The organism is Candidatus Marsarchaeota archaeon (assembly GCA_023473665.1).
In the GTDB taxonomy this organism is placed as follows: domain Archaea; phylum Micrarchaeota; class Micrarchaeia; order Micrarchaeales; family Micrarchaeaceae; genus JAMCYM01.
Genome location: JAMCYM010000002.1, coordinates 242551 through 269035 on the forward strand (window position 1 = coordinate 242551; position 26485 = coordinate 269035).

Below are 26485 nucleotides of genomic sequence, written 5' to 3' on the forward strand. Positions count from 1 at the left end.
AGACGAGCCCCTAGAGATTAAGATGAAGTGGCTCTATCATCCTATCAGATAGGCTTGCCCCTCCCAACGTAGCGCGCGTTCAGCTCGCTATAAGTGACAATTGCTGCCTTGGCGCGCAGCGATGTGGCGCCGAGCGTCTCAGCCAGCGGCGCGCTGTCGGGCGCGGCTGCAGAGGCGAATGCCGATGCCTCAAGCTCGTTGCGTATTGCCTTGTAGAGCACAAGTCGGTCCTCGCGGTAATGGCTCGATCTGAAAGGCGCGCTCTCGCAATCGAGTTCGAGCTCCTCCACTATCTTGTCCAGCATCTCGCGCTGCTTTGCGGTCTTCCGCAGCATTGTCGTGATATCAGCCCTCTCGGCTGTGCTTGGCCTCTGAGCAAATCTCTGTTCGGACATCGTATCAGCATCGCTTGCGCATGCCACGCATTTAAAGACGAAGCCATATTCGTCAGAAGTCGAATTATTGAGAACCTGTAAGTCCCGCATCGCCCGAATGACTTCAGTGTATTTTAGCAAAGTATATATATGTTTACTCGAATAAAAGAAATCAGATGATAGGTCAGGGCGCCGCTCGATGGATAAGAATATATATTATATAGACTTATATAATATCATGGCCGGTAGACTACTGCACTACCCCAGACTCGACACGGTGCTCATGGTGGAAGAGGCGATAAAAAGGGCCAGGGAGTACCCGTCGAAGAGGCAGCTCTGGCTGTCGCTGAGGAAACGTGTGATGTATCAGACATTCAATGTCATAGTAGCCTACCTCGAGGACTCGGGAAAGATAGTCCAGAAGGATGGAAAGATAATCTGGGTGTGGGGGCCTGGTCTGGTGAAGAAATACCGCAGCAGCGGTTTTGTGTTGAAATAAGCGCAAGCAGGAGCGTCAGGGTGGTCTTTGCGGACAAGAAGGTGCAGAGGGCCTACTATAAACTGCGGAAAGAGAATCCGCTTCTTTACAAATTTCTGGAGAGGGCAACCGATGACATTAAGGCGGATCCGGTCTGCGGCATAGCAATACCGAAACGCCTCATACCTAAGGTGTACAGGCAGCGATACGGGATAAACAACCTCTGGAAATACAATCTGCCGGATGCCTGGAGGCTTGTCCATTCCTTAGTTGGCGATGAAATAGAAATAATCGCCATATTACTCGAGTTGTTTCCCCACAAAGAGTACGAGCGGCGCTTCAGATATTAGGCCGCGTATGGTTCTTTTGTGCCTGTTCCGATTCCTTGCCCTGGTATAGCATGGCCTTGAGCTTTGATAATGCCTTGTTATCCTGATATCCAAACCCCAACGCCCCGGTCCATGTACTGACGAACTCTATCGGCGTCCTCACGAACATCATGCCGAACGGGTCTTCAGAGAGATGCAGCTCAAAGCCGTGGTTGGAAGCCTTCCAGATGCCAATAGCGCGTATCGCATTGAATCTCGATGTCACTATGTGGAGTTGCGCATCGGCAGGCATGCGCATCGCTCTCATTATACGCTCGCTGTTGCGGAAGTTGTCTATCGTGCTGTTGGCACTGAAGTCGAGGTGCAGTCTGTAGCTGCCAGGCGCGGCTCCGCGTTCTAGCCCAGCGATGATCTTATGGGAGATGTGGGTCGTCTCGGTCTTTGTGCCAGTTACTATGACATTGACGTCCATGCCTGGCCGCAGGAGTTGCTTTGCAACTTCTACCGCCTTGTCGGCGCGCCTCTCGGAAATGGCCTTCCGCTGGTCGCCCAGAACTATGATTACGTGCGTTTCCTGCTTCTGCATTTGCGCCACATCATGGTGTAAATTAATCGGTAAGCAGCCGTATCCTCCTGCTCAGGCCATAGCTAACCGTAAATTCGTCAGAAATGTCAGCGCTGCCGAGGTGGGACGAATGCCTGACATCGGCCTCGAGATACGCGGCCTTGCCTGCAGCCATCAGGGTATTGTAATCATCAAGGAGGCTGTCGGCCACCGAGCTCGGAAGTTCAATTACGTAGATGGTCCTGTATTCAATAGCATTATCGCTTCTTCGCAGCATCGCTAATATATTGAGGTCGTACGTGTTATAAGCCCATTCGTTCTCGGACTTTGTTAGGCCGTTCGGGGCTATCTGCACGCATACTGCAAGGGTGCTGTTCGGCTTTATTGAGTCGAACTCCTCTTTCGTTGTAAGCCTGTCTCCGGCCGTGCGCCTTGGTACACTTGATGTACCATCGGTACCTTCAGCATCATGTGCAGAAGCGGTCTCTGTCAGCGGCCCGTAATACTCAAGATAGTCGTGAATCGAGCTGATGTGATGCTTGTCATTTGGCTTAGCGGCCGTGTTTCCCATGATTATATTGCACCTTTCCAGATATTTAAATTGTGTTTTTTGTTGTATTGCGCAGCATGGTGCGGGAGCGCTCCCATAGCCTGCTGGGCTCTGTCCTGAGCAGCATGTGCATTGTGTTGTATATGCTGAACCTCTGCGAGGCGTAGAGCTCGCCGACGAAGACGTCGTGCGCCATTTCGGGCCCGCGGCTCTCCACAAGCCCCCACGATTTCATGTCCCCGCATGCGACGTAGCCTAGCACCTCTGCCACGCGTTCCGAACCTGGTCTGATGCCCATGCGGTCCAGGACGGCCTTGCCGCGCTGAATGGCCGGAAGGCCCCTCAGCTCGTAGTAAAGCGCGAAGAGCCGGGGCGCACTCCTTCTTATGGCTTCGAGCAGCGGGCCCTTCGCATAGAAAGTGGCGCCTTTCGCCTCTTCTGCTGCGTGCCAGAGCTCGAGGTTATGCCTTGCTATGCCTTCGGCTATGTGGAAGTCGTCGATGCATAAAGGGTCTATGCGCAGCTCGCCCGTGGCATTATCATATGCGCTGGCATTTATGACGAACGGGCCGCGCCTGTAGGCCATGTCATGCACTATGCGCAGCTTCGGCATCCTCGCCTCGATGCCTGATGCGCGCCCAAAGTGCGATAGGGCGTCTGCAGCTATAGCATGCGCGCGCTCGTTAGCGTTGTCATAGATGGCGCGCTCTGCCGTGCCCTCATAGCCGGCGTTGGGCACGTACGCAGCCCTCCTGTGGAAAAGGCGCAGCATGCTTCCGCTCTCAATGCTTCATATTGCTATTTATAGCTTGCTGGGTGCCAAGCTTGAATGCATCCATGGGAATGCTACCAGGAATAAGGCTGTGTATAACGTTTCTACCTATAGATCTGAGGCATCCATGATCTCAAGCATATCAGAATGAACGTTCTTCTTGTCCTGGACGAACAGTATTCTGCGTTTGGCATTTATCCTGCCAAGGCTTTCCTCCGCTCTCCTTACATCTTCCCCGCTGACTTTACCGCCCCATTTGACCTCCAAAACCACTTGCACGGAGTTGAACCTTACCAGCACGCCATCAACATCATAATCCTTCGCTTCAAATACATATTCCTGAAGGCCAAGTTTGTCCGCAATATGTTCACGAATATTGTCTTCGACGATGTGTGGAAGAAGTTCTGTGATGATCCGGTTGGCCTCAATGCTTTTTATTCGTCTTTGCGAAATCCCATATTTCTCATCTGCATAGAAGAACAGCTTCATTAGCGGGGAAGGTATCTTGTACGCAAATTTGTTTTTCTCATATACTTTAATGCGCCTTAGCAGCCCTATTTTTACCATCGTACTGAGATAGGACTGGACAAAGCTGGGATCGTCTTTCGCCACAAGTTTTTTGGAAAACAGGCTGCTTGATATCTCGCCAGATGTGGTTTTACCGTCTGCCACGGCTCTGATGATACCCTCGAACACTGCTGTTGTTCCTTTATCCTCCTCGATTAGTATCTCTCCGAACAGGGCCGGCACGGCCTCTGCCGAGCCTAGTAAAACGTCACCCATGATTTCCCCGGCGTTCTTATTCTTATCGTAAAACGCCACAGCTAGCGGTTCCCTAAGCATTATGGCTGTTTCCACAAGCTCTTTATTATCAAGCTTCTCCTTTGAGAGCGCCTCAAGGCTTTCTCCAAGAGAAATTATCGGTATCTGCACTTCGTTGAAAAGGCCCATTATTGGGGATCTTATTGATAGCAGTTGCTTCGCAAGAAAAAGCGTCGAAGTTACCAGTATCAGCTTGCCGCCCGCGCCTATAGACTGCAGCACGTCCAAGAACGAACCGCCAAGCCTATGGAATTCGTCGATTACTATCGTTTGCCCATTCTTTGCTCCGAATCTTAGCCTGTCAACGAGCACCTCGTATGGCACCTGCACTCCGTCCTCATCAGATATTATAGTCCTGTCCCTGTTTACGAAATAGTATGAGTCGTATTTCACGAAGTTTTGCACGAGAAACGTTTTTCCAGTCTTCCGCCTACCATAAACCAGCACCCACTTTTTGGTTTCTAGGCGCCTAACCTCTTCCGGCCTTTGTATAATCATAATTTGTATATTTTAAAATATACATATAAAAAGCTTTCTGTATGGACCTGCCTGGGATAGAGATATAGTTCATTGCGGTTGTTAGGTCTGTGCGCTTCCAAATTGCGCCAAGCTCAGTCAGGCAGCTTCTCTATTATCTCGCTCATCTCGGCGTAGTGCTTCTTTATTATCGGCCCTGCCTTTGGCCCGAGCATCTTCTCGGTGTTGAGCCTGCACAGTTCCATCGCTTTCCGAAGCCCATCCTTGCTAGGGTTGTTCACATCGACGTCGCACTTCCTGAAGGCGTCGCCAACGAATATCCTGACGCGCGCCTTGAGCTCGCGCTCCGGCACATTCTGCCCGAGCGCCTCGTTTATCTCTTTGTTTGCAGTCTCGAAGCAGTTTATGAGGCGCTCAACTGCATATTTATTGCCTTTCTCATCCATCACGTATCGCCTGCCTTGTGCTACCAAATGCCTTGAGAAAAAAGATATTTAAAGCAGGCGCGCGCAGGATTTGACTTCTGCGCCTCTTCCGCGCAGGTTTTTAAATGCAGGCTGCGCAATAGCCACGATTCCAATGATAAGCGCTATAATAGCAGTGCTCAACGAGCAGGAATTGCTCGTCATACCTAATACCGATGTGCCGGCGGAACAGCTCGTGGGCCGCAAGGCGCGCTACGTGGACAAGGAGGAAAAGGTCTGGCCAGGCAAGGTCGACCACGTTGCGGATTCGATGCTCTGCGTCAAGCTCGACAAATGGCCGAGCGGCCTAGGCCAGGGACAGATAATCGAGATATACGAAGAAGGTGACGAATAGGCTGCAGGCCCTGGGGCACCGGATCATTCGTATATGCCGCCGTTGCCGCCATCACGCTGGGCCGCATTCTCTTTGCGTATTAGCAGTTCGTCCTGCATGCTGATGTTTTTCTCGTCAGCTCCGCCGATTCCTGTAGCGTGCATGTCGCCGCTTTCGATCTTGTACGGGCCGAGGGCCCGCTGAGTAAGGTTGTGCGGATGGGTGCGGAGTAAAATATTTACCGACGCAGCATCCAAAGAAAACTGGATTCTGTAGGTTTCCTCTATCAAATGCCCCGGCAGGCTGTCAACTATGGAAAGGTTGTACACATCACTGTGTGAAGGGTCCCTTGACAGGGTCTCTATGACAATGCGGTCGGGCATGTTGAGCACCACCGAAACGCCATCAATGACGTACGCCTCGTCGACTGACCAATCTATTATCTTGTAGGTAGGCTTGCTGCCGCTCGCCGGATTTATATGGAGCGGGTTTGGCGGATGAGCGAGCAGGCGCGCAGATTCGGGCCACAGCCGGACCGCATCGCTGCACGAATGGCCGGGAATAAGCAGATCTGGCATGAGCCCGTCTTCCGTGCCCAGTTTCATGATATCGCTGGCAAGGAGCACGGCCTCTCGCGCGCGCTTCTCTGGCTCAGGCACGACATAGACTACCCTGCGACTCCACGTTCTGAACGGCATGTAATCGCTCAGTGCTGGCCGCACCTGCCGGAGATGGGCGCTTCAAGGTATTTATTGGTTCCGTGCAAAAGAATGCTGTGGAGTGCCAGATGCGCATGTATGTGCATCGGCATCCCAATATGGCAACCTATCCCTTTGGCAGGAGAGGGCGCCAAGCATCGTGCTAATAGCGATACTATGACAAACAAGCTGTACCTGATCGGGATAGACTCCGCGCCGCTCTGGATGGTACGGAACAATATAAGGGAGCGCAGGCTCAGGGGCTTCGAGAGCCTCTTAGGCAATGGCGTGCTCATGGACCTGGAGTCGACCATGCCGCCCATGACCGGCCCGTCATGGCCGAGCATATACACAGGCTTCAAGCCGGGCGAGCACGGCGTGCCCGAATTCCAGCGAATGGAGCGCAACTACAGCAAGAGCGTGGTCTTCTACGATCCGTCGATAAGGCCGCCGTTCTGGGACATGATGGCAGAGCACGGCCTGCGCAGCCTCGTGGTCACGCCGGCCATGCTGGTCAAGCCTTCGGCCGAGAAGAATGTCGACATGATAACCGGATTTCCGTTGCCGGCGAAGTTCAGCTCCCCATGGGTGAGGGGCATCGCCATGCGGCACTCCTACAAAGGCGAGCCCGACGAGATAGAGATGAAGATGAAGCGCGGCGAGTATACGCTCGCCCAGGGCGCACACGATTACCTTAAGGGCATAGAGAAGAGGGTAGCGGTCAGCAAGGAGCTCATGGCCAAGAAAGATTACGATATGTCGTTTATCTGCTTCACGGAACAGGACAGGATGCAGCATTTCGCCCTCGGCAGGCCCGAATGGAAGGAATACGTGATGCCGCTATACGAAGCAATATCGGATTTCATGCTGTGGGTGGAGGCGCGAGCAGAGCGGGAGCGCGCTACTGTCATGGTGGTGTCGGATCACGGCGGCCAGCCCATAAGAGAGAAGCTGCTCATGAACGGCTGGCTCATAGGCAAAGGCTACGCGCACCTCCAGGGCGCCATTGAGAAAGAGCTCGAGAGCGCGAGCGCGGCCGGCAGCCTAAGGTACAACATACGCGAGAGAGTGCTCAAGAGCGTGCAGCGCGGCGGCTCCAGGAAGGTGCTGTACGACAGGCTGCCACCTGCGCTGAAGGGCGTGGCAAAGTCGACGATATCAAGGCTTCTGCCTGGGGTAGGGCAGGGGGACTACGTACGCATACACGACTTCGACCTGGACATGGGCAGGACCAGGGCGTTCGCGAGCATAGCGAACTGCCCAGTAGCTACCATCTACATAAACGACGGCAGGTTCGACCACGGCATAGTGAGTGCCAAGGAGAAGCCCGCGCTGAAAAGGAGGATAATGCGGGAGCTCCTCGGAATCAAGGGCAAGGACGGCAAGCCGATCATAATAAAAACGTACGACGCTGACAGGTACTACGAGGGCACAAAGCTCTTCATAGCCCCTGACATATTCGCAGAGGCGAGGGAAGGCTACCTGCTGGACTCGTTCGGCTACCTGAAGAGCGGAGGGCTATTCATGGCGCCAGAGGCCGCCAAGAGCGGCGACCACCTCAGGAACGGCATATTCGGGGTCCTGAGCTACGGCGAGAGGCTGGATTACCGCGCCATAGCCAAGAGGAAGCTCTACGTGTACAACATCGAGCCCACAATAATGAAATACTTCGGCCTGGAGCCGCGAAACGACAAAAGGTACGGGCCGATATTCTAGCCATGGCGATCCTATGAAAGTGCTGCTGGTTGATGTCAGTTCCAGGCTCGGCGGCGTGGGCGGCGCGCAGCGCGTAGCCGCGAATCTCTTCCGCGAGCTGCCCAAGCGCGGCATCGAGACCTTCTACATGGGCTACCGGACAGAGTACCTGAAGAATGCCAGGAACGCCCTTTTCCTGAGGGAGTCGAGGCAGAAGGGCCTGAAGTCCGGCATAGAGGGGCATGGCCTGAACCGACTCGTGGACAGCAGGCTCATGCGCGTAGCCTACTACAGCTCCTACTCTGCTATAGGCATAAACACCGCGGAGATGAGGGAATACGTGGAAAGGGTCAGGCCCGACATAGTGCTCGCGAGCTCGATACAGGACTACATAGTGCTCAAGGCGCTGAGGCGCCATCTTGGCTCAGCCAAGCTTCTTTACATAGAGCACGCCAACGCCTCTGGCGCATACAAGGGCTCGCTCGACTACAACATAATACAGCTGACGTTCGGCACCGGTGTGTTCACGCCAATAAGGCGGGCGCAGAGGCGCTTCTTCCGCTTCTTCGACGGCGTGATAGCGCTGAATGCCCAGCAGTACAGGTCCGTCAGGGCGTTCAACCGGAACGTCACTGTTATACACAGCAGCTCGCTGATGGATAGCACAACGGTAAACGCGCGAAGGCTTGAGGCCCTGAGGAGCAAGCTGGGCATAAGGAAAAGCGACAATGTCGTCCTGTACCTCGGGAGGCTGGTAGAGGCGCAGAAGAACGTCGGCACGCTGATAAGGGCGTTCACCGGCATGAAGGGCGATAAGCTTCGCCTCCTGATAGTCGGCGACGGCAGGTCGCGCCCCGAATACGAGGCCATGGCCGCGCATGACAGCAGGATAAGGCTGACCGGCAGGGTGCCCGAGCGCACGCTCGCATACTACTACAGCCTTGCAGACCTCTATGTCCTGCCGTCGGTGTGGGAATCGTTCAATGCGACGTTCATCGAAGCCGCAACAATGGGCCTGCCGTTGCTGCTCTCGAGGAAGGCGATAAACGAGGACATAGAGCGCCTTTTCGGGAAGCGCCTCTATACATTCGAGCCGTCTGATGTGGCGGACCTGAAGGCGAAGATCGAGAGGTTCTTCAGTAATTGGGAGCTGCGGCGCAGGCTCATCGCGCTTTCAGGCAGGATAGCCGACGAGTACAGCAGGGAGAAGCAGATGGACGCGTACGCAGCTGCGCTGAAGAAGTTCAACAGCACAGGCTCATTCTGAGATGCCTATGCCGACGAACCTGTCGTCGTTGTACAGCACGAACCTGCCGAGCTCGCGTGTAACGCCATAGCTCTCTACAGGCACTTTTCTTGCAAGAGTGACGTCAGCCTCAACAGCCTCCAGCAGCTTAGGCTTCGTAGAGGCAACAATTTCGCCGGTCGTCGTGTCTATTGTGCGCAGCACCCTTATCGTTTTGCATGGTATGTCTACACCGTTGAACTTCACCCTCATCGACTTTCCGAAAGCGCCGGTCACGAACACTTTGAGCCTTATCCTGTCGGTGACCTTAGGTATGTCAGCCGTGGCCGATATCAGCGCACCGCGCATTTCCCTTGGCAGCGCGCCTTCCAGCGAAAGCGCGACATTCTCTCCTGCGGTCCCGACCCTTGCCTTTGCGCCCCTGACCACTATGCTGCCTATCGTGGCTGGGATGCCCTCTGGCAGCACCACAACCTTCTCGCCGAGCTTTACGCTACCGCTTACTATCTTCCCGGCCACCATGCCGTTTGGCAGCGTGCCTTGGACAACTATCCTCAGTTCATTGCCTCCTTCGGCTGTGGGCTGCCTTGAGTTGTCGTACAGCAGGTCTATCAGCGGCTTGCCCTTGTACCACTTCATCATCATGCTTTTCTTTGTCAGGTTTTCTCCGGCATAGGCTGATATAGGTATGTACGCGACGTTGCGCGCCTCAAAACCTATCGATAGTATGAATTCGTTGAGGCTTTTGGCAATGGCATTGAACCTGTCTGAGTTGTAGCCTATTGTATCCATCTTGTTTACAGCGACTATCAGCCTGTTTATGCCCAGCATGCGGGCTATGAACAGGTGGCGCTTCGTCTGGTCGCGTATGCCCTCGTCAGGTTTCGCCGAAACGAGCAGCACGCCGCCCTCGCCGTAGCTCGCTCCGCTTATCATGTTCTTTATGAGCTCCTCGTGTCCCGGCACGTCTATGAGCGCGAACGCCAGATCCTTGTGCTTTATCTCGGCCCTCGTGGTGTCATATGTCATCTCGTTGAGCCTTTCCTCGGCGAAGCTGTCTAGGATGAATGCTGGCTCGAAGGCCCTGCCGAGTCTTTTGCTGTAAGTTTCCGCTTCCTTAATGCGCACCTTTGTCGCAGCTCCGGTCTGTATCAGCAACTGGCCTATCAAAGTGGACTTGCCATGGTCTTTGTGGCCCAGCAAAGCAATGTTCTTGACTATCATAGCAGCGCCTACATGTATCCGAGAGCCCTGAGCCTCTGCATTGCGGCCTCATGCTCTTTGTCCATGCTCCTGCCCGAACGCTCCTCCTGCTTTGTTATCTCGAGTTCCTTTATTATGTCGTCTACGTTTTTGGCATTTGACTTCAGGGCTATAGTACAGTGCGTGCAGCCAAGGCTCCTGTACCTAAAACCGTTCCTCGAAAAATAAAGAGGATTGACCGGTATACGCTCCTGCTTTATGTACCGCCACACATCGATCTCGTTCCAGTCAAGGAGAGGATGCACCCTCATGTGCTCCTTGTCGCTAAGCTTGCTTGCGTAGTCATCCCACAGCTCCGCCGGCTGGTTTTTGTAATCCCAATGGAAACTCTTGTCCCTTGGGCTCATGTATCTCTCTTTTGCTCTCACACCATGCTCATCGCGCCTTATCGAAACGATGAGGGCATCAAATCCATACTCTGCCATTATCTTCTTCAGCGCCTCGGGCTTGTTCTTGCCGCAGCACGCCGAGCCTATCAGATCAGGCTTGATCTCGCTGTGCCCGACTATGACCTTGAAGTTCCATTTCTTCGCGAGCCACTCCCTGAAGGCGTACGTCTCGGGGAAGTCTATTCCATTGTCGATATGAATTACTGGAAACGGTATCTTGCCCATGAACGCCTTCCTAGTCAGAGCGAGCATTGTTGTGCTGTCCTTGCCCATGCTCCACAGTGCTGCTACGTTCTTGAACTTGAGGTTCGCCTCTCGTATTATGTATATGCTCTTCTCCTCCAGCGTCTTGAGGTCCTGCTCTATCATTTTATCCACTCGTCAGGCTTGTTCACGGCCAGCAGCCCCTTAATATAATACGTTGCGCCTGTCACTTTTCCATTCCTCTTCTCGAAGATCGGGACTCGGAGCACAGGCCTCTGCTTTGAGTCGTAGAGCTGAGCATACGACTTGGTGAGGTCCTGCGCCCTCTGCAGCTTGCCTTTCTGGTATACGACCTTGTAGTATTTCAGGCCGCTCATCGGCAGTGTCTTCGCAAACTTCTTCCAGTTCTCCTCGCTTGGCTTCTCCCAAAGGGCGTCTACTGCGGCCTGCAGGTTTGCTTTTGCCATTCTATCACTATGCGTATCCGAGAGCCTGCAGCTTCTCCATAACGCTTGATTTGGCTGCCTTTCCTGCCTTCTTCATTTCCATCTCCGAGACCGTTTCGCGCATGACGTACGTCACGTAGTCTGAAACTGATGAAAAGCCAGTACTCCTTATGTTCGCCCTTATGCGCTCGAATAGCGGCGCTGGTATTGTTATCGTGGTGTACTTTCTCTTATTCTGCAATCGCGTTTTCATGGTCTTACCATATAGAATAATGTAATGACATTAATCTATATAAATGTTTCCCTTTGCGCGGCATCGCCGCCCGGCAAACATTAAAAGCCTTTGGCACGCAAACCGTGATGGTGGATGCGATGGACGGATTCCAGCTCGTCGTTGTTTTATCTACCACGGCAATATTGGTGCTGAGCGTTGTCCTGGCCGGCTTGCTTACCCTCGATTACATGAGGGGCCGCCGCAGGAGCCATATCTTCTGGAGCGCAGGGATGTGGCTCTTCTCGTTCGGAGTGCTGCTCGAAACGCTCTTCGCCCTCGGCATCTACAGCAACGCGCTTATCGGCCTGTATCTGTTCGTGGTCGCACTGCTCGTCGAGATGCTGGCCATGGGCTCTATGCAGCTGATTGCGTCTAGGCTGCTGAAGCGGCTCTATGCTGTGTTCGTAGTCGTAATCAGCGCATTCGTCGCGTATTCCGTCGCAGTATCGCATTTCCCGAACATAATCCAGACGTACGTGGTGTTCGGGCCGCTGCCGCTTCTCGTGGTTGTTTTCTCATCGCTTGCTACATTCCCAGCGGCTGCGATACTGATAATAATAGCGCTGCTCAGCTACTCTAGGCGCCACAGCTACAGGATGGCGAGCATAATAATCGGAGTGATAGTGGTATCTGTTGCCGGCACGCTGTACATTGCCGCTATGCCAGAGTTCCTGTACATATCGGAGTTCATAGGCATACTGCTGCTGTGGCTAGGCTTTGTTGACTTCAAGGTGCTGCGCGGGCGCTGACTCATCCAGGCACAAATAACGACGCATAATCCAATAGCTTTTCCAGCGGCGCTGCGAGCCTGCCTCCTCCAAGCGCATGCCTAAGAAAATATATGTCGGAGCTTGATACGCCGCCGGTGAATGCAAGAAGCGGCGGATATACTAGTAAAGCAAGCGCGACATTCGCCAACAACGAGGCATAGCCAAACGAGAGCGCATACGACACGGCATACAGGAGCACGAAGAGGACCGCAGCAGCAATGGCAACCCTGGCGGGTTTGCCGAATTCGGGCCTGTAGCCTACGCTTCTCCTGAACTCCAAGATATAGATTATGTCCATCGCAATCTGGAATATTATGAATATGCCGACTATCATGCCTACAACCTTGAATATGGGAGTAAGCGCAAAGAGGAGTGCCAGCTCTATGGCTGCAGCTAGCAGCTGGTATCGCAGGAACTTCTTTACCGAACCCATGCCTAGCAGCATCGTGCTTGCGTAATTCCATATGACGCCTATGGCAAAACCCACTGCCACAAGCGACAGGTAGAAAGGTGCATACGTGTACTTGTGCGAGAAAAGTATGAAAGTCAACGGCATAGAGACAGATACGATGTACGCTACGACAGGCGCAAGGAAGATCAGCGTATAGTGTATGCTCCTGTTGAGCGAATGCCCTATGCGCTCATTTGCCGCAGAATGGGCTGCGACCTTTGAGAAAGCAGGCAGGAGCACGAATGCAGCGGTCGATATTATTATGCCGACTCCCCCGCCCATCTCATAGCCTATGTTATAGTTCCCGACTATTGCTGCGGAGACGAACCCTGCTACGAAGAGCAGCGCGAAGCTGTAGACGCCTTGGGCTACAAGGTTCGAGAGATAGACAGGAGTTGCGAAAGACAGTATGTTCCTCATTTGCGTGCCGTCGAAATGCACGCCTATCCAGCCGACTGCGCGCGTCACGAAGACAAGGCCCACTATCGTGGCCGCCACGATGCCTATTGCCAATCCTGTGACCGCGCCGATTATGCCATAACCCAGAATGACCAGCGTAGGTGCGACTGCGAGCTGCACGTACGAGTATACTATGTCTATTATTGCGCCCTCCTTCGCCTTGTCAAGGGCGACGAGCGAGGCCATAGTCAGGTTGAAGAGCGCCCAAAGCCATACGAGCAGCGACACAAGCATGAAGGCGTGCGCCAGCCCTGGCTGGTGGTAGACCGCATTTGCGACATAACCGCTCGCCGCGATTCCTGCTATTGCCAACACTGTCGCGATGGCCATCGTCGCGATGTATGCATTGGAGAGCATCTTCCTCTTCGCTTCTACACCTTTCTGCTCGACGAGCTTCTTCCTCATTGCGGTGCCTATGGTGAAGTTGCCGAGCGTGCCGAATAGGGTGTAGAACGCTATCACTATTGAGTAAAGCCCCCAGTTCGTCACGCTGAAGAGCCGGGCAAGCACTGCAAAGAGTGCGAGTATTGCGATCGAGCCGAGCACCTGCCCTGTGACGTATACCGCACCGCTCCTGGCGGTCCGCGCACCCAGGCCGGCATCATTGTTCGTGTCTTCTGCCATCAACATCAATCTCAACCAAGGTCTATAAATGTGATATTGGTTATATCAACGACAGTATGATAGAGCCCATTGCGATTGCCATCTTTGCTGCGCTTTCGTGGTCCATATCGGGCACACTCATCAAGAGCTTCGCGTCCAGGTACGGCAGCATGCTCACCTCTTTTGTGATAGCTGCCGGCAACCTCCTTCTCATAGGCATGGTGCTGCTGTTCCTAGGCCATTTCAGCATAAGCACGTACTCGATAGCGCTCTCGATCCTTGGCGGCGTATTCACAGCCATAGGCTACCTGTTCTTCTACGTGTCGTTGAAGAGAGAGCAGGCATCGAACGCCTTCGCCACCATCGAGATACAGGTCGTGCTTATCGCGTTGTACGGCATACTCGCATTACACGAAAGCGTAGCCTTGGCGCAGGGCTTTGGCATGGTTCTCGTGGTGCTGGGCATACTTATGGTCTCGTTCGAGAAGGGCCACAAGTTCAACAAGGGCCTCTTGCCCGCAATGCTGGCTAATGTATTTTGGGCCTTTGGCTGGATTGCGCTTGTGTATCCGATCGCGCACTCGAGCACAAGCCTTCTCCCGGTATGGATAAGCTTCGTGGCGGACATCGTGCTGGTATCAGCCGTAATGCTTGCCAATACAAGGCGTATGGGAAACATGGCCAAGATTAATGCGCGCGGAGCGGCAATCGGCCTTTCGGCAGGGCTGGCATCCGGCATCGGCAACTCGCTGTACAGCTTCCTCGTCTCCATGAGACAGCTGGTGATCGGCACGGTGCTGTCGAATACGTCGCCAGCTATCGTAGGGGTGTTTGCGCATTTCGCATATCACGACAGGCTGACCAAGCTCCAAATTGCGGGCCTTGCGGTCGTAGTGACTGGAGGTATGATACTGGGCGCGTGATGGCTGAAGCCGGCAGACCCCAAAGCAACGATGCAATTCTAATCAGAATCTAACAGCACCTATAGGCTGTGCACCACGAAGGCATCTGAGCGTAGGTATATAACTTTATAGATGTTGGCTGGCGAGACACATAGGGATTGCCGTGATGGGTCGTTCCGCGAAACGCATGCTTGCGCTCTATTTTGTGGTAGCGCTGCTCGTGATAAGCACGGGCGTCTTTGCGTACCTCTACCTTACTGCGCATCAATCATATTCAACGGCACTGTCATCAACAAAGGCCAAACTCGCCACACTCCAAAGCCAGCTGGATAACAACTCAGCCCTCCTTGCCTCGACGGCAGGCAAGTTGCTCAACATCACTGCAATGTACACCGGTGCCGAATACAATCTTACCCATCAATACTACAAAGTGCTATTCGCTTCCTATAGAGTGAACCTGCCGCCCCTTAATGTCACTACCACCTACAATCATACTACCGGCAACTTCACGATTCACTGGGTGTCTTCGAACTACACGTACGTGTTCAATGCCGTCTATCCTGGCTACCTCATCTTCAGCGTGAACAGTACAGGCAGCGCCTTTGATATAGGCGTCACCGATTCCGCCCTCAAGCCGTACGAGCTGCACAACCTGCTCTATGAGAATGCATCTTATACGATATTTCCGGAGCAGGGCAAGGCATACCGCATACCAATCATGAACGGCACCAATTACTTCATAATGCAGAACTATGCGCCATCTAACGTATCAGTGACGTTCTCATTGGAATACTTCGGCTTCCACACATCTTGACTGCTAGAGTGCGCGCATATGGGGGAAACTCGACAGACAGCATCAAGCAAAATGATGCGATCTGTCCCGTCAAGAAAAACGAAAATTTGCGCAGGTAATAATAACATGCACATACACAGATAGAGGTGCATGATGGGAGCATGGTCCAGAACGAACAAACTGACCAGCCGCAGCAGCAAAAGAGAAGGAACAGGAAACTCGTATACGTGATAGCGGGCGTGGCCATAGCTATAGTGATAGTCACCTATCTGCTCACTTACACGCCGCCGCTCCCCGTCATAAAACAGACACGGTCGTTGAATCAAACCCGGCCCATAGAGGTAATATCAAATGATACTACATATAGCTGACTGCCATTTCTTACGGTTACTAGCGCTATAAGCTACACGATAGGCTTTTATGTGCTTATGCTGAAATCCCTTCGTCAGAAGCCTTTTGTAATTGATGGCAGTGTTTAGACATGAAACACGAGGATACACCTTCAGAAGATATAGGAAAGGATAAAACGCAGGCCGGCACCAAGATAACATTCTCTATAAACAAGGTGAAAGACTTTCCGGACTGGTATGACAGGGCGCTCGAGGTGAGCGACTTCGTAGACACGCGCTATCCTGTCAAAGGTATGTACATATGGAAGCCCTACGGCTACAGGACGCTGAAGCTGATGCTCGGGATAATGCAGGAGCTGCTTGACAAGACGGGCCACGAAGAAGTGTACTTCCCGATGCTTGTGCCCGAATCGGTGTTTGGCAAGGAGCACGACTTCCTGAAGGGCTTCACTGGCGAAGCTTATGTAGTCACAAAGGCGGGAAATGACGACCTTACTGAGAGGCTTTATATCAGGCCTACGTCCGAGACTGGCATGTACGAGAGCGTGAAGCTCTGGATAAGGTCGGTGAACGACCTGCCCCTAAAGCTCTACCAGATAGTAAACGTATTCAGGCATGAGACCAAGCAGACGAGACCAATGCTTAGGCTCAGGGAGATAGCGAAATTCAAGGAGGCACATACATTCCATGCCACTGCCGAGGAAGCCGATGCGCAGATACGCGAAGGCGTTACTGTGTATAGCGAGTTCTTTGACCGGTTGCTCGTACCATATATCGTAGTCAAGACCCCAAGCTGGGACACATTCGCGGGTGCGATGTACAACTACGACCTAATGTCAGTCATGCCAGATGGCAAGGCGATAGAGCTCGGTTCCGTAATCAATCTGGGCACCAAGTTTGCGAAAGCCTATGGGCTTACCTACAGGACGAGCGACAACAAGGAGGAATACGTGCATCAGACGTGCTACGGCATATCAGAGCGCGAGTTGGGGGTCGTGATAGCAATACACGGCGACGACAATGGCCTAATAATGCCGCCTGTTATAGCGCCGGTGCAGGTTGTCGTGGTGCCCATAATGAAGAAAGGCATGACGGACGAGCTGAAGAAAAGAGCCCTCGAAATACGGGATATACTGACTTCAAAGGGATTTAGGGCAATTGCTGATTTGCGCGACCGCGGCGTAGGCGACAAGTACTACGAGTGGGAGGCGAAGGGCGTGCCTATCAGGATCGAGATGGGGCCCAAAGAGGTAGAGGCGAGCAAGCTGGTGCTCTTCAGGCGCGACACGCGCAAGAAGGAAACGGTCGATGCGAGCGGTGCCGCTAAGCGCATCACTGAACTGATGGGTGAAATCTCCGAAAACATGAAAGCAAGGGCGCGCGATTACCTTAAAGGAAGGATCTTACACTTCGATACCGTTGAAGAGCTGAAGTCGAAGTACACCGAGCGGCAAGGGATGGTCGGCCTGCCGTGGTGCGGCGACGAGAAATGCGGCAGGAAGCTCGAGGAAGAGATAGGCATACCGACAATAGGCTTCGTTCCTGACAAAGAGGTGCACGGTGCGTGCGCCGCCTGTGGGAAGAGTGGTCATTCAGTTGAGATGTTCTTCGGTAGGACTTATTGAATATTTCTACCACTATCAGTTAATTTCAGTATCTTTTTCATTAAGTATCTGTTTTTAGATCAAAATCACTTAGTAAGAATATACTCTTTGAATTTAGACGCCGCTTTCATTCTGTGGCTGAACTTGATTCTCTCACCTACTGGAATTTCACATACAAATCTAGAATCACCATCCGGTATAAAGAGTTGGTTGAATGGAAAACCTGTCTCTCCCCCTCCATTATATTTTAATGAGAGTCTGCCATACGCCTCTCCAGTAAATGTTACCGGTACATCGGACGACTCGTCCATATACGAAAGGATCGTGAAGAAATGGGCTCTATCCCCCTCGTCTATAAGCCTCTTGATACCCTCGATACCAAGACCTTCAATTATCTGTTTGGTGTTTGTGCCGGGAAAATTGTTGTACCTGTCTATATATATACCGGAATCATCAACAAGTATCGGTTTTTTTATCTGCCCAAATGCGTCCAACGCCTTCTGTTGTGAAACTTTCTGCAAATCATCTTGCTGTAATTCGTTAAATTTTATTGACAAAGGTTCTATTTCTATGCCGCTGCCTCCAAATGCTTCTCTGAACTCCTTCAGTTTGCCTTCGTTTGTTGTTGCAACAAATATTTTTCTATTCACACTCTCACTCCTTTCTTGCACATACTCTTATAACCCGCGATCCTACCTTACCGTCAAAATTAATTCTATTAAACTTCTTCTCTTTCAATAAGCAAGTTATCTCGCGTTTTGTAAATGCTTTCTTGTATGATTCTTGTGCTTTGAACTTCGCGGTCTTGGTGTTCGACAAAAAGTCGAATAGTATCGCGCCGCCAGGCTTTAACACCCTATTGATCTCGTTAAGCATCTGATTTATTTTGGCCTTTCGTGCTAACAATGATATAAGGATGCCTCTGCTTATGGCAATGTCAACACATTCACTCTCTATATGCATATCTGTAACTGAAGCGTACAATATTCTTGCCTTGGGATATTTCTTCTTTGCTATTTCTAGCATCTTATAAGAAATATCCAACAACATAAGATTTTTTACATGCTTTGCTAGTACTGCGCTCGCCTTGCCCGTTCCACATCCTATATCTATCCCAGAATCAACCTTTCCCATTTTGGAGATAATACCTGATGCAAACCTGTCAAATTTCTTATATCCATCCTCAAAATTAACATAATGGCCCGGATTTTCTATGTCGGAATCCCATCTATGCGCCACACCGTTCCAGCCAATGGCTTTCTTTTTCCACTTAGACAGATTGCCAGAAAATTTCATTCATCCATCCTCTGTGAATTCCATGAGTGGCCGTACTATGCTATCAATATCTTTCTCGTATATATGTAGAGATGCAATAAAAATAGTCAGGGCACCAGCCTTGGAACCTGTTTCATTTGCAACTTTCTTGGTTAGTTCACCTAACGAGATCATATCTGCATATATCTTCTTGCCGGCATCCTGAGACCTGAAAAACGCAGCACATTGTACTCTTCCATCCCGTATCTTGAAGTCAAGTGTACAGATGCATGGGACATGCTTCCCGTCCTTAGAAGGATCCATGAGGTTTATGGTCGCTGATTTCGACTCTCTGTTCCGTTTTAGCTTATCTATGATGTTCTTAAGCTGATTAGTCCCGTTATAATCAAGGATCCTTGCTCCGTATGAGTAACCCCAGTCAAGCACTGGCTCTTTTTCAAGGAAATTTCCTAACATGAAGTCCAGCATCTTTTTGTCAGCAAATTTATCAAGCACACGGTCGCTCTCTAAAGGATTTTCGCACACGAGCACTACATTTGTCAGCTCCTTCAAGCGATCCTGCCCATCCATTACGGCTGCACCATTTTTGTATACCACTGTCGCTGCTTCTTGCCATAGCTTACCTGGCGAATGTGCTTCTATAATTTTCATATTTCTCACCTTACACGTCACTAAATATATAAACATTATGTATTATAGACCTCGTTCAGCAAATGTGCGAAGAATGAATCAACTTTAGCCTGGCCTGTTTATAGTCGTCTTGTTGTCTATTCTCAACCTGCAAACAGCCATCATTTGAATCGTCAAAATTGTGATAGACAATTGCAGTTCAATACTGCAGGTAAAAGATAGAATAAATGAATTAATGAACAAAGTCGATGGAACATAATAATTAAATATTAAAATGTGGCTATAGGAAAGCATGCCAACATCCAAACCTTTGATGACTAAGACTGCAGAAAAAGTGAGGTTTAAGCCGTTCGGAATCGAGCTTAGGGTTAATGCGCCAGAGGATCTGCACAGTGAGCTGCTAGATAAAAGCGCAATATACCTCCCACTTGGTGTATCATATAATATTGCTACCACACAACAAATTGAGATTAATGTAGAGAGAGGCGCACCCAGGCTGGAAATTGAAAATTTTAAGGCTAATTTAACTTCAGATTCAAAGAATAACTCTATTGTATCTGACACGCTGCTTATAGCATCAAGGCTGCTTGAAAAGGCACTAAACCAAAACGGCATATTCTCAATGCATGCTAGCGGAGTATCATACAACGGTAAAGCAGTCCTAATTCTGGGCCCGTATGGCTCAGGCAAGACTACAACAGCATTCAATGCGTGCATGAAAAATTATACGATTAGGTACGTAACTGGCAATCGGCCGTTTTTGAAAAACAGCACTAACGAGATTCTCTATGGTATGAATTCTCATGCATCATTGCAAAGAAGCTCTCTCGTATCGGAACTGGGAATTCGTAGCGATGCTCTAGCAAGCATGCACATAAACAAAGGCGATGACCCCTCAGTGACTATACAATCGTCAAGAGTTGTAATCGACCCGTCAGCATTCGGCGTACAGATATCTAGCTTCCCGTTAGATCTGGAGGCGCTTGTCATGGTGAGGAAATCGCACAGGGACTTAGTTTCATATGAACCCGGCACTATAAGCGAACGGGAAATAATGGCGATATACTATGCGCTGTGTGAGTATAGTGAGAGCATATATGTGATGTTTGGACCCCGGCTAATCTTCCCAAACATACTAAGCGAAGAGGAGAAGCAGAAGCGGTTCGAGTACGCGGAACGCCTATCAAAGAGCACCCGAATCATTTACGCTGAAGGAAAGCTCAATGACTTGTCTGCATATATAACCAAGCTTCTGCGTAAATAACTACAGATTCTTAAAGAATTTAGGCACTGCCAATGGGGCCAAATTAAGTATTCTTGATGGCACGTCTCTATGTTCATTTGCCCGGTCGACTAGCACTGCCTTCATACCGCTGGCTATCGGCCCGCTGTAGTCATTCGTTGGATTGTCACCCACGAAAAGAATCTCATTCGGCTTGCAGCTGGCTTCATCTATGACACGTTTGTATGCGCGCAAATCTGGCTTTGGAGCATTCACAGTATCTTCGCCAAGCACAAATGAGAAGTATGTTTCTAAGCCAAGCTTCCTGAGCGTCTTTCTATAGCTTATGGCTGCACCTGCTGTTAACAGCCCAAGCTTATACTTGCGTCTTTTCAATGATTCAAGCACAATTCTTGTCTCTGGGTAAGGTGTCCTATTTCCAGCATCTGTCCATTGAGAGTTTACTATTCTTGCGAGCATGGCTACCTCGTGGTCATCGAAATCCAAAAGTATAAGCCTAATCTCGTTCTCCAGCAGATATCCTGCACTGTCAAGCTTTGTCAACCCCTTTGACTTAAGTAAGTTTGCGATCCTTTTTGCCTTCAAGAAAGCCCTATCTATCTCTGCGAGCCTCCTGCGATAGCCTTTCTCTTTGAGTATGTTCTGTATTTTCTTATTTTTTGGCAAACTGCTGAAAAGCGTGCCTTCCCCATCAAACACTATAACTTTTATCATTGCAAATCATACTCTAAAACAATATAAAAATCTCACTCTTCTTTATTTAAACTTTTAAGGAATCTGGATATGAGTCTGCGCTGCACTGCAATAGAATTGCGCCCGTCTATAGTGAGTATATTCCTCTCTACTACACTGAAATAGAATCCATAGAACAGTTCCATAAGCCTCAGCTTCTTCTTGCTTGACCATACCTTATGGAATTGCTTCCTGCGCTTTCTGCTGATGCTAACAGAAACCGGTGTCTTTATGTAAACATAGCAGTCCGGCTTCCAAATCTCTCCGCTGGCCATGCTTTTAAAGTACCAACTGACCACGCTGAAGAAGGTTGGATCAAGGCCCGCCAGTTTAGAGAAATTAAACGCCAAACTAGATACATAATTCCTATCCATAATAGTTATTCCAGGTTTTGTTGCTAGGCTATATTTCTTAATTTCGTTCCTTAGGAAAAACATCTCGTTCGGTTTATTCGGTACTTTTGATAAAATTTCCTTTACAGTGTTGTAGTGTTTTGAAAAATACATCAAATGCCCCGTCTTGCCGCTTCCAGGCAGACCTTCAAGTACTATCAACCATCGCTTATTTGAAGAACCTGATCCTGCCATTTTTCACTACCGCATATCTATACCTTTCCGGTATCTTATACTTGATGGTAAACCTTTTTTTTACAACCATCTCCCTAAGCCAAGTTGGTATTACGTACGCCTTTCTTTTTCTCATGTTTGTTTATTTTTACTTAATATTAAAATACTTGCCTGCACAATAAGGATTCGGTCTATATTGCATGCACGTTGCTATATTTCGAGACGGGCCGTGGCTTCCGGCAAAGGAAGGGGGTTCGTTTGGCATAAATCAGATGATTCAGGCGTTGATGAAAAAACATATACGCGTAACTCTTGTGAGATGCTATCGTGGCTGGGATAACATCACACTATATAAAAAGGAGAAGTACACAAGCATACTGCTTCGCGAAGCCGATTTCTATGGACGATCTGAATTTATAACAGGGCTGCTTGCTAAGGCTCATGTAGATGCTGCTCACTTCGACTCACCAGAGATTCTCAATGTATATGCAGAAGCCCTCCATAATAGCCACATACCGATAGTTTGGGAGGTTCACAACATACATAGTGATCTTTTGCAACAACTGGGATATAACAGAAAGCGAATCTTGGCAATTGCTAATAGAGAACGGACAGCTGCCAATGCTTGCGATGCAGTACTGTGTAGGTCTAGTAGTGATGCAAATAAGCTTATCAATATATCTGGAATTTCCCGACATAAGGTGTTCATATACAATGGCTGCATTGATACGAAGCCATTGGAGAAACTGCGGCCTGCCCCTAGCAGCATGCGCATAGTAACGTTTGGGAACTTCTACTACGAGCCAAATAAAAGGATGTTGGTTAACTTGGTAAGCATAATGAGGGAAATGGAAAAAGTTGAGAAAGACATAATGCTAGATGTTATCGGTGACATCCCTCCAGCGTTGCGTAGAAAAGTGGAATCGACTAATATAAAAGTTCATGGCTTTATTCCAGATCTTGCAAATGCAATCAGGCGCAATTCAATTCTTGTTGCCCCGATAGATAGCGGTTCAGGGACAAGAGTGAAACTGCTTGTTGCTATGGCATCTGGAATGCCGGTCATTACTACGACAAAAGGTGCTGAAGGTCTAGACCTTAGAGGTTCAGTGATAATATCTGACGATTTAACAGAATACCCTAAGCTTATCATGTATCTGTTGCACAATAAAAGACTTTATGCCTGCCTCAGTGCAAAAGGCAGGAAGCTCGTTCAGAAAGAATATGATTGGTTTGGTCAGATAGATCAGGTCATATCTGCTTATAGGTTTGTTGCGACTCCAAAACCTACATCTGGTGCATAGTTAGCATCTATACCTCTTCTTCTGCTACCCAATACTCCTATTCCGCCCCTAGCATAAACCAATGATCCTATGTATGGTTCTGTCATGGCCCGCCTGAGATACAGCGCATCAGGCTCTTCCCATACAGCTTTCTTACTGCATGGTATTCCTGTTTCTTTATTTGTCTTGTACCATCCCGTTTCTGCCGGCCAATCAATAATTTTTACGATTCCTCCACGCACTACACCAGTGTGCTCATCAATAAAAGTCGTGTTGGCGTTCAGGACTATAGCAGTGTCATGCATGCCTTGAAGTTTGACAGGCACATTGAATGTAAGCCCTTTGAACGTCACGCGCTTATCAAATGGTTTGCCTGCGGCTTCTACTATAATGAATTCATTGACCCTGAAGCCAACGTGATCGTATGGTTCGTTAACGCCTAATGTCTTACGCATCGTATTTAAACCTGTAATTTTCCCCCTGAATCTGTTTATTGCTGCAAACAAATTCCAAGGCCCTGGTCTCAGTGCTAATTCTTTATTAGAACGGAAATTTGGCATAGGTTCAGCAATTCCTTTATCCACTCTTGTGATCTGCCTTTTCACTTTCTTTGCATTTGCACTCCATTTGTATAAGACCATTCCAGAGTTTAAATCATATGCTACCTCCTCAAAGTACTCAGCACCATTCGAATTTGCTGCTTCGGGTAGGCGCATACCGAACAAGAAGAATATGTCTCTTTTTCCGCTATCAGAAAACCTTGTTGCAATTTCTTTTGAAAAACTAAAAAATTCACAGGTGTCATCAACAACAAGTAATGCTTTTCTGCTGTTATTCACTAGCTCGGTGTCTGCTTTGTCAGCGTAGAGGGTATGGGTTGGAAAAAGTACTTTACCATCTCGTGATTTAACTGCTGCTTTATGAATCCCAAAAAGCACTAGGTCGAATGTCTTGCGCCTCGTCGTAAGTGCATAACCTACAAGCCTTCCCAATTCATAGCCCTTTATCATTATTGGCATGAGCACTACATTGTCTGGTAGAATGTCAAGCATCTTTGGCCATGATTTTACTGCGCTTTCCACGAATATCACTGATGGATTTCTGACTCCATAAAAAAAGTAATTCCTGAGAAGATCCCTCAGGAAGCCCTTGGCAGAATCATCCGCTTCAGGCTCAAACTGGTCGGTCCACGTTTTGGTACTGAATGTCGTAATTTTAGGAAAGGCAGAATTCCAATTTCCAAAAAAATGTGAGTATGCAGCAAGCTGCATAACATCCTTAGCTACGGCTTCACGCACAGAAACGCTTACATTCTTCGCTGTGCCTTTCGGTACCATTCAAGCACATTAAATCTGCCTTCCTCAAAATATATATAATTTCTTAATGCAATGCGTACATATGGTAAGCGTTAACCGTTTGATTATACTATTAACTGGTCCATCAGGCGTTGGGAAATCCACCGTGATTGAGCATCTACTCGGTATAGACTCTAGGCTTAGACGAATGACGGTATATACTACGAGGCAGAAACGAGATAACGATGATAAAAATCATATTTCGCTCATCCACCTAATGGTGCTCCAGCAAGCTGGGCAGGTGAAGATATTTCGACACTACGGCTCTGTTTATGGAGAACCAATAATGGAAGTGCTGAAAACTCAGCAAGCTGGGAAGGTACCAATAATGGATATAAGTGTCGAATTTGTCGATGAGTGGCTTAGGTACGTGGGAGGGAAATCATTTGTTGTATACCTTTTTCCAGAAAGCATCCCAGAGTTAAAGAGGAGGCTGCAGGCGACTGGCAGGGACATCACTGGAAAACGTCTCGAATATACACGCCAAGAACTAAAGGCGGTCAGATCTGGAAAGTACAATTCATCAATAAACCGTTTCGTTACTAATAGATCATCAATCTCCACCGCCAGAAGTCTTTTGCCTGAATTGCGTAAAGTAATTGATGGAAGCCTAAAATAGTGTGGCAAATGAAAATTCTTTTCGTATGCAGAGCAAACATGGAAAGGAGCGTGGTAGCTGCAGTTATATTCAGCAAACTTTCCACCAAGAATACAGCAACAAGTTCAGGTTTTCATGTGAAAGCGGAAAACGGCGTAGGGAAAGGACCGAGCGAGATAACCTCTCCACTACTAAACAAAGCAGGCTACGATGCTTCTAACCATCATCGAATACAGTTGACAAAACGAATGTTTGATGATGCCGACATTGTAATATTTATTGTAAATCGCATGGAGAAACGTATGCTTCCAAGTTACTGCAAATCCTCAAAAAAGACTATATTTTGGGATATTAATGCAAGTATACACACCGCAGAGCACCATGCTGCTAGACTACGTATAATCGAGCATCTCGTTATGGAGCTAGTAATCGAAACGGGCTAAATTTATGTAAGTCTACATTAAAGTATTAAATGTTTAACTAAGAGAAAATGTTTATGGAGATAAAGGAGATAACTGCGAAGTCTTTGCTTACCCTATCCAGGCTTCCAGATTCTGACTATGCAGTAAATCCCTATGTGGGATGCGAGTTCGGATGCGCCTACTGCTACGCAAGCTTCATGGGCAGGTTCGTCAAGGAGCCGATAGACAACTGGGGCAACTATGTCTACGCGAAGACCAATGCTGTTGGGGTGTTCGAGCATGACCTCATGGCGCTTCCCAGAAGGAAATGGAACTCTTCTATATTCCTGAGCTCCGTTACAGACCCATATCAGGGCGCAGAGGCAAAATACAAGCTAACGCGCGGCATACTGGAAGTGCTGGCCAAGCACCAGTATCCTGGTGAGGTAAGCATACAGACGAAGTCGGTAATGGTGCTGCGCGATGTGGACGTGTTCCGAAGACTGCGCAACTTCGATGTTGGCATGACAGTCACAACAACCGATGACGCGCTGAGCCGATTTCTCGAGGTCAGGGCCTCGGCTGCCAGCGCAAGAATAGACGCACTAAGAAAACTCACGGAAATGGGATTTCGTACATATGCGTTCGTGGGGCCCTTGCTACCTCATTTCAGGTACACTCCTGAGCTACTTGATGAGCTCTTCTCCGCAATAGCGAACGCAGGCGTAAGGGACGTGTACGTCGAGCACATCAATCTCAAGCCCTACATAAGGGAGAGGTTGTGGAAGGTATTGGAGAACGCGCCAGAAAACATCAGGAAGGTCTACGAGAGCGCAGATACTGAGCCCCACAGGCAGGCCCTAGACAGGATAGTATACAAGCTGCTGGAGAAGCACGGTCTCAGGATAAGGCTGAATGGCGTCATCTACCACAAGAAATGGATCGATTCCGGCAAGGTGGAATAATATGGCAATATACTGCAGACATTTATAGATACCGAGATATTTGAGCTGGAGATAATATTCACTAGGTAAACCGTTTCCTCAGTTCTTTCTGCAAAATCACCGAAGTATGTATAAACGTCTTGGGT

34 protein-coding genes are annotated in these 26485 nt (G+C 49.5%); 15 read left to right on the forward strand and 19 right to left on the reverse strand.

Features of this window, described 5'->3' with window-relative positions; genetic code table 11:
- Window positions 1-44: 44 nt before the first annotated feature.
- The gene (locus tag M1158_01950) at window positions 45-395 is read right to left on the reverse strand and encodes a hypothetical protein (protein ID MCL5099864.1); all 351 of its coding nucleotides are present in this window, start codon (window positions 393-395) and stop codon (window positions 45-47) included.
- Window positions 396-612: 217 nt separating this feature from the next.
- Between M1158_01950 and M1158_01955 the strand changes: the two genes are divergently transcribed.
- Both M1158_01955 and M1158_01960 read left to right on the forward strand, forming a co-directional pair.
- On the forward strand, window positions 613-873 hold the full coding sequence (locus M1158_01955; protein ID MCL5099865.1) for a hypothetical protein: 261 nt from the start codon (window positions 613-615) through the stop codon (window positions 871-873).
- A gap of 20 nt (window positions 874-893) precedes the next feature.
- Window positions 894-1202: a hypothetical protein gene (locus M1158_01960; GenBank protein ID MCL5099866.1), complete on the forward strand. Its 309-nt coding sequence runs from the start codon at window positions 894-896 to the stop codon at window positions 1200-1202.
- Here the strand turns inward: M1158_01960 and M1158_01965 are convergent.
- From M1158_01965 to M1158_01985, 5 genes are all read right to left on the reverse strand, one after another.
- Window positions 1192-1767 (reverse strand): YdcF family protein, encoded by a 576-nt coding sequence (locus tag M1158_01965; protein MCL5099867.1) that lies wholly within the window; start codon window positions 1765-1767, stop codon window positions 1192-1194. The genes M1158_01960 and M1158_01965 overlap by 11 nt on opposite strands.
- Before the next feature lie 22 nt (window positions 1768-1789).
- A complete protein-coding gene (locus tag M1158_01970; GenBank protein ID MCL5099868.1) occupies window positions 1790-2317 on the reverse strand; it encodes a hypothetical protein in 528 nt (175 codons plus the stop codon).
- 25 nt (window positions 2318-2342) lie between these two features.
- On the reverse strand, window positions 2343-3068 hold the full coding sequence (locus M1158_01975) for a hypothetical protein (protein ID MCL5099869.1): 726 nt from the start codon (window positions 3066-3068) through the stop codon (window positions 2343-2345).
- 108 nt (window positions 3069-3176) lie between these two features.
- The gene (locus tag M1158_01980) at window positions 3177-4388 is read right to left on the reverse strand and encodes a hypothetical protein (GenBank protein ID MCL5099870.1); all 1212 of its coding nucleotides are present in this window, start codon (window positions 4386-4388) and stop codon (window positions 3177-3179) included.
- Window positions 4389-4501: 113 nt separating this feature from the next.
- Window positions 4502-4813: a hypothetical protein gene (locus tag M1158_01985; protein MCL5099871.1), complete on the reverse strand. Its 312-nt coding sequence runs from the start codon at window positions 4811-4813 to the stop codon at window positions 4502-4504.
- Between the two features lie 133 nt (window positions 4814-4946).
- On the opposite strand from M1158_01985, the gene M1158_01990 reads away from it, so the two are divergent.
- Window positions 4947-5186, forward strand: a complete 240-nt coding sequence (locus M1158_01990) for a hypothetical protein (protein ID MCL5099872.1) — start codon at window positions 4947-4949, stop codon at window positions 5184-5186.
- 23 nt (window positions 5187-5209) lie between these two features.
- Here M1158_01990 and M1158_01995 read toward each other — a convergent pair whose 3' ends face one another.
- Window positions 5210-5863, reverse strand: a complete 654-nt coding sequence (locus M1158_01995) for a hypothetical protein (protein ID MCL5099873.1) — start codon at window positions 5861-5863, stop codon at window positions 5210-5212.
- Window positions 5864-6040: 177 nt separating this feature from the next.
- Here M1158_01995 and M1158_02000 point away from each other — a divergent pair, with 177 nt between their 5' ends.
- Window positions 6041-7579 carry an alkaline phosphatase family protein gene (locus M1158_02000; protein MCL5099874.1) on the forward strand — a complete coding sequence of 513 codons (1539 nt, stop codon included), beginning with the start codon at window positions 6041-6043 and terminating at the stop codon, window positions 7577-7579.
- 13 nt (window positions 7580-7592) lie between these two features.
- Window positions 7593-8825 (forward strand): glycosyltransferase family 4 protein, encoded by a 1233-nt coding sequence (locus tag M1158_02005; GenBank protein ID MCL5099875.1) that lies wholly within the window; start codon window positions 7593-7595, stop codon window positions 8823-8825.
- Here the strand turns inward: M1158_02005 and M1158_02010 are convergent.
- From M1158_02010 to M1158_02025, 4 genes are read right to left on the reverse strand one after another with little or no spacing between them, the layout of a single operon-like run.
- A complete protein-coding gene (locus M1158_02010) occupies window positions 8817-10028 on the reverse strand; it encodes a GTP-binding protein (GenBank protein MCL5099876.1) in 1212 nt (403 codons plus the stop codon). The genes M1158_02005 and M1158_02010 overlap by 9 nt on opposite strands.
- An 8-nt stretch (window positions 10029-10036) precedes the next feature.
- A complete protein-coding gene (cysD, locus tag M1158_02015) occupies window positions 10037-10825 on the reverse strand; it encodes a sulfate adenylyltransferase subunit CysD (GenBank protein ID MCL5099877.1) in 789 nt (262 codons plus the stop codon).
- Window positions 10822-11127, reverse strand: a complete 306-nt coding sequence (locus M1158_02020) for a hypothetical protein (GenBank protein MCL5099878.1) — start codon at window positions 11125-11127, stop codon at window positions 10822-10824. The genes cysD and M1158_02020 overlap by 4 nt, the downstream gene beginning before the upstream one ends.
- Window positions 11128-11134: 7 nt before the next feature.
- A complete protein-coding gene (locus tag M1158_02025) occupies window positions 11135-11359 on the reverse strand; it encodes a ribbon-helix-helix domain-containing protein (protein ID MCL5099879.1) in 225 nt (74 codons plus the stop codon).
- 107 nt (window positions 11360-11466) lie between these two features.
- On the opposite strand from M1158_02025, the gene M1158_02030 reads away from it, so the two are divergent.
- The gene (locus M1158_02030) at window positions 11467-12129 is read left to right on the forward strand and encodes a hypothetical protein (GenBank protein ID MCL5099880.1); all 663 of its coding nucleotides are present in this window, start codon (window positions 11467-11469) and stop codon (window positions 12127-12129) included.
- Window position 12130: 1 nt separating this feature from the next.
- Here M1158_02030 and M1158_02035 read toward each other — a convergent pair whose 3' ends face one another.
- The gene (locus M1158_02035; GenBank protein MCL5099881.1) at window positions 12131-13684 is read right to left on the reverse strand and encodes an oligosaccharide flippase family protein; all 1554 of its coding nucleotides are present in this window, start codon (window positions 13682-13684) and stop codon (window positions 12131-12133) included.
- Between the two features lie 56 nt (window positions 13685-13740).
- Here M1158_02035 and M1158_02040 point away from each other — a divergent pair, with 56 nt between their 5' ends.
- From M1158_02040 to proS, 4 genes are all read left to right on the forward strand, one after another.
- A complete protein-coding gene (locus tag M1158_02040) occupies window positions 13741-14586 on the forward strand; it encodes a DMT family transporter (GenBank protein ID MCL5099882.1) in 846 nt (281 codons plus the stop codon).
- A 145-nt stretch (window positions 14587-14731) separates the two neighbouring features.
- Entirely contained in the window at window positions 14732-15379 is a 648-nt protein-coding gene (locus tag M1158_02045; protein MCL5099883.1) for a hypothetical protein, read from the forward strand.
- 140 nt (window positions 15380-15519) lie between these two features.
- The gene (locus M1158_02050; protein MCL5099884.1) at window positions 15520-15729 is read left to right on the forward strand and encodes a hypothetical protein; all 210 of its coding nucleotides are present in this window, start codon (window positions 15520-15522) and stop codon (window positions 15727-15729) included.
- A gap of 110 nt (window positions 15730-15839) precedes the next feature.
- Complete coding sequence (proS, locus tag M1158_02055) at window positions 15840-17333, forward strand: proline--tRNA ligase (GenBank protein MCL5099885.1); 1494 nt, start codon at window positions 15840-15842, stop codon at window positions 17331-17333.
- A 65-nt stretch (window positions 17334-17398) separates the two neighbouring features.
- On the opposite strand, the gene M1158_02060 is transcribed toward proS, so the two are convergent.
- The 3 genes from M1158_02060 to M1158_02070 are packed head-to-tail and all read right to left on the reverse strand — an operon-like array spanning window position 17399 to window position 19238.
- Complete coding sequence (locus M1158_02060; protein MCL5099886.1) at window positions 17399-17962, reverse strand: hypothetical protein; 564 nt, start codon at window positions 17960-17962, stop codon at window positions 17399-17401.
- A gap of 4 nt (window positions 17963-17966) precedes the next feature.
- Window positions 17967-18608 carry a class I SAM-dependent methyltransferase gene (locus M1158_02065; protein MCL5099887.1) on the reverse strand — a complete coding sequence of 214 codons (642 nt, stop codon included), beginning with the start codon at window positions 18606-18608 and terminating at the stop codon, window positions 17967-17969.
- Complete coding sequence (locus M1158_02070; protein MCL5099888.1) at window positions 18609-19238, reverse strand: thymidylate synthase; 630 nt, start codon at window positions 19236-19238, stop codon at window positions 18609-18611.
- Window positions 19239-19509: 271 nt separating this feature from the next.
- On the opposite strand from M1158_02070, the gene M1158_02075 reads away from it, so the two are divergent.
- A complete protein-coding gene (locus tag M1158_02075) occupies window positions 19510-20481 on the forward strand; it encodes a hypothetical protein (GenBank protein ID MCL5099889.1) in 972 nt (323 codons plus the stop codon).
- Here M1158_02075 and M1158_02080 read toward each other — a convergent pair whose 3' ends face one another.
- Genes M1158_02080 through M1158_02090 form a run of 3 tightly spaced genes read right to left on the reverse strand, consistent with a single transcriptional unit; the run spans window position 20482 to window position 21894 of the window.
- Window positions 20482-21174, reverse strand: coding sequence for an HAD family hydrolase (locus tag M1158_02080; GenBank protein ID MCL5099890.1), 693 nt, complete (start codon window positions 21172-21174; stop codon window positions 20482-20484). It abuts the gene before it with no gap.
- 32 nt (window positions 21175-21206) lie between these two features.
- Window positions 21207-21779 (reverse strand): hypothetical protein, encoded by a 573-nt coding sequence (locus M1158_02085; GenBank protein MCL5099891.1) that lies wholly within the window; start codon window positions 21777-21779, stop codon window positions 21207-21209.
- A complete protein-coding gene (locus M1158_02090) occupies window positions 21754-21894 on the reverse strand; it encodes a hypothetical protein (protein MCL5099892.1) in 141 nt (46 codons plus the stop codon). The genes M1158_02085 and M1158_02090 overlap by 26 nt, the downstream gene beginning before the upstream one ends.
- A 64-nt stretch (window positions 21895-21958) precedes the next feature.
- On the opposite strand from M1158_02090, the gene M1158_02095 reads away from it, so the two are divergent.
- Window positions 21959-23062 (forward strand): glycosyltransferase family 4 protein, encoded by a 1104-nt coding sequence (locus M1158_02095; protein ID MCL5099893.1) that lies wholly within the window; start codon window positions 21959-21961, stop codon window positions 23060-23062.
- Here the strand turns inward: M1158_02095 and M1158_02100 are convergent.
- The gene (locus M1158_02100; protein ID MCL5099894.1) at window positions 23020-24378 is read right to left on the reverse strand and encodes a hypothetical protein; all 1359 of its coding nucleotides are present in this window, start codon (window positions 24376-24378) and stop codon (window positions 23020-23022) included. The two genes, M1158_02095 and M1158_02100, sit on opposite strands and share 43 nt — an antisense overlap.
- A 61-nt stretch (window positions 24379-24439) precedes the next feature.
- Between M1158_02100 and M1158_02105 the strand changes: the two genes are divergently transcribed.
- Genes M1158_02105 through M1158_02115 form a run of 3 tightly spaced genes read left to right on the forward strand, consistent with a single transcriptional unit; the run spans window position 24440 to window position 26360 of the window.
- On the forward strand, window positions 24440-25015 hold the full coding sequence (locus M1158_02105) for a hypothetical protein (protein ID MCL5099895.1): 576 nt from the start codon (window positions 24440-24442) through the stop codon (window positions 25013-25015).
- A gap of 38 nt (window positions 25016-25053) precedes the next feature.
- The gene (locus M1158_02110; GenBank protein MCL5099896.1) at window positions 25054-25437 is read left to right on the forward strand and encodes a hypothetical protein; all 384 of its coding nucleotides are present in this window, start codon (window positions 25054-25056) and stop codon (window positions 25435-25437) included.
- 53 nt (window positions 25438-25490) lie between these two features.
- Window positions 25491-26360: a radical SAM protein gene (locus tag M1158_02115; protein ID MCL5099897.1), complete on the forward strand. Its 870-nt coding sequence runs from the start codon at window positions 25491-25493 to the stop codon at window positions 26358-26360.
- Window positions 26361-26485: the final 125 nt, after the last annotated feature.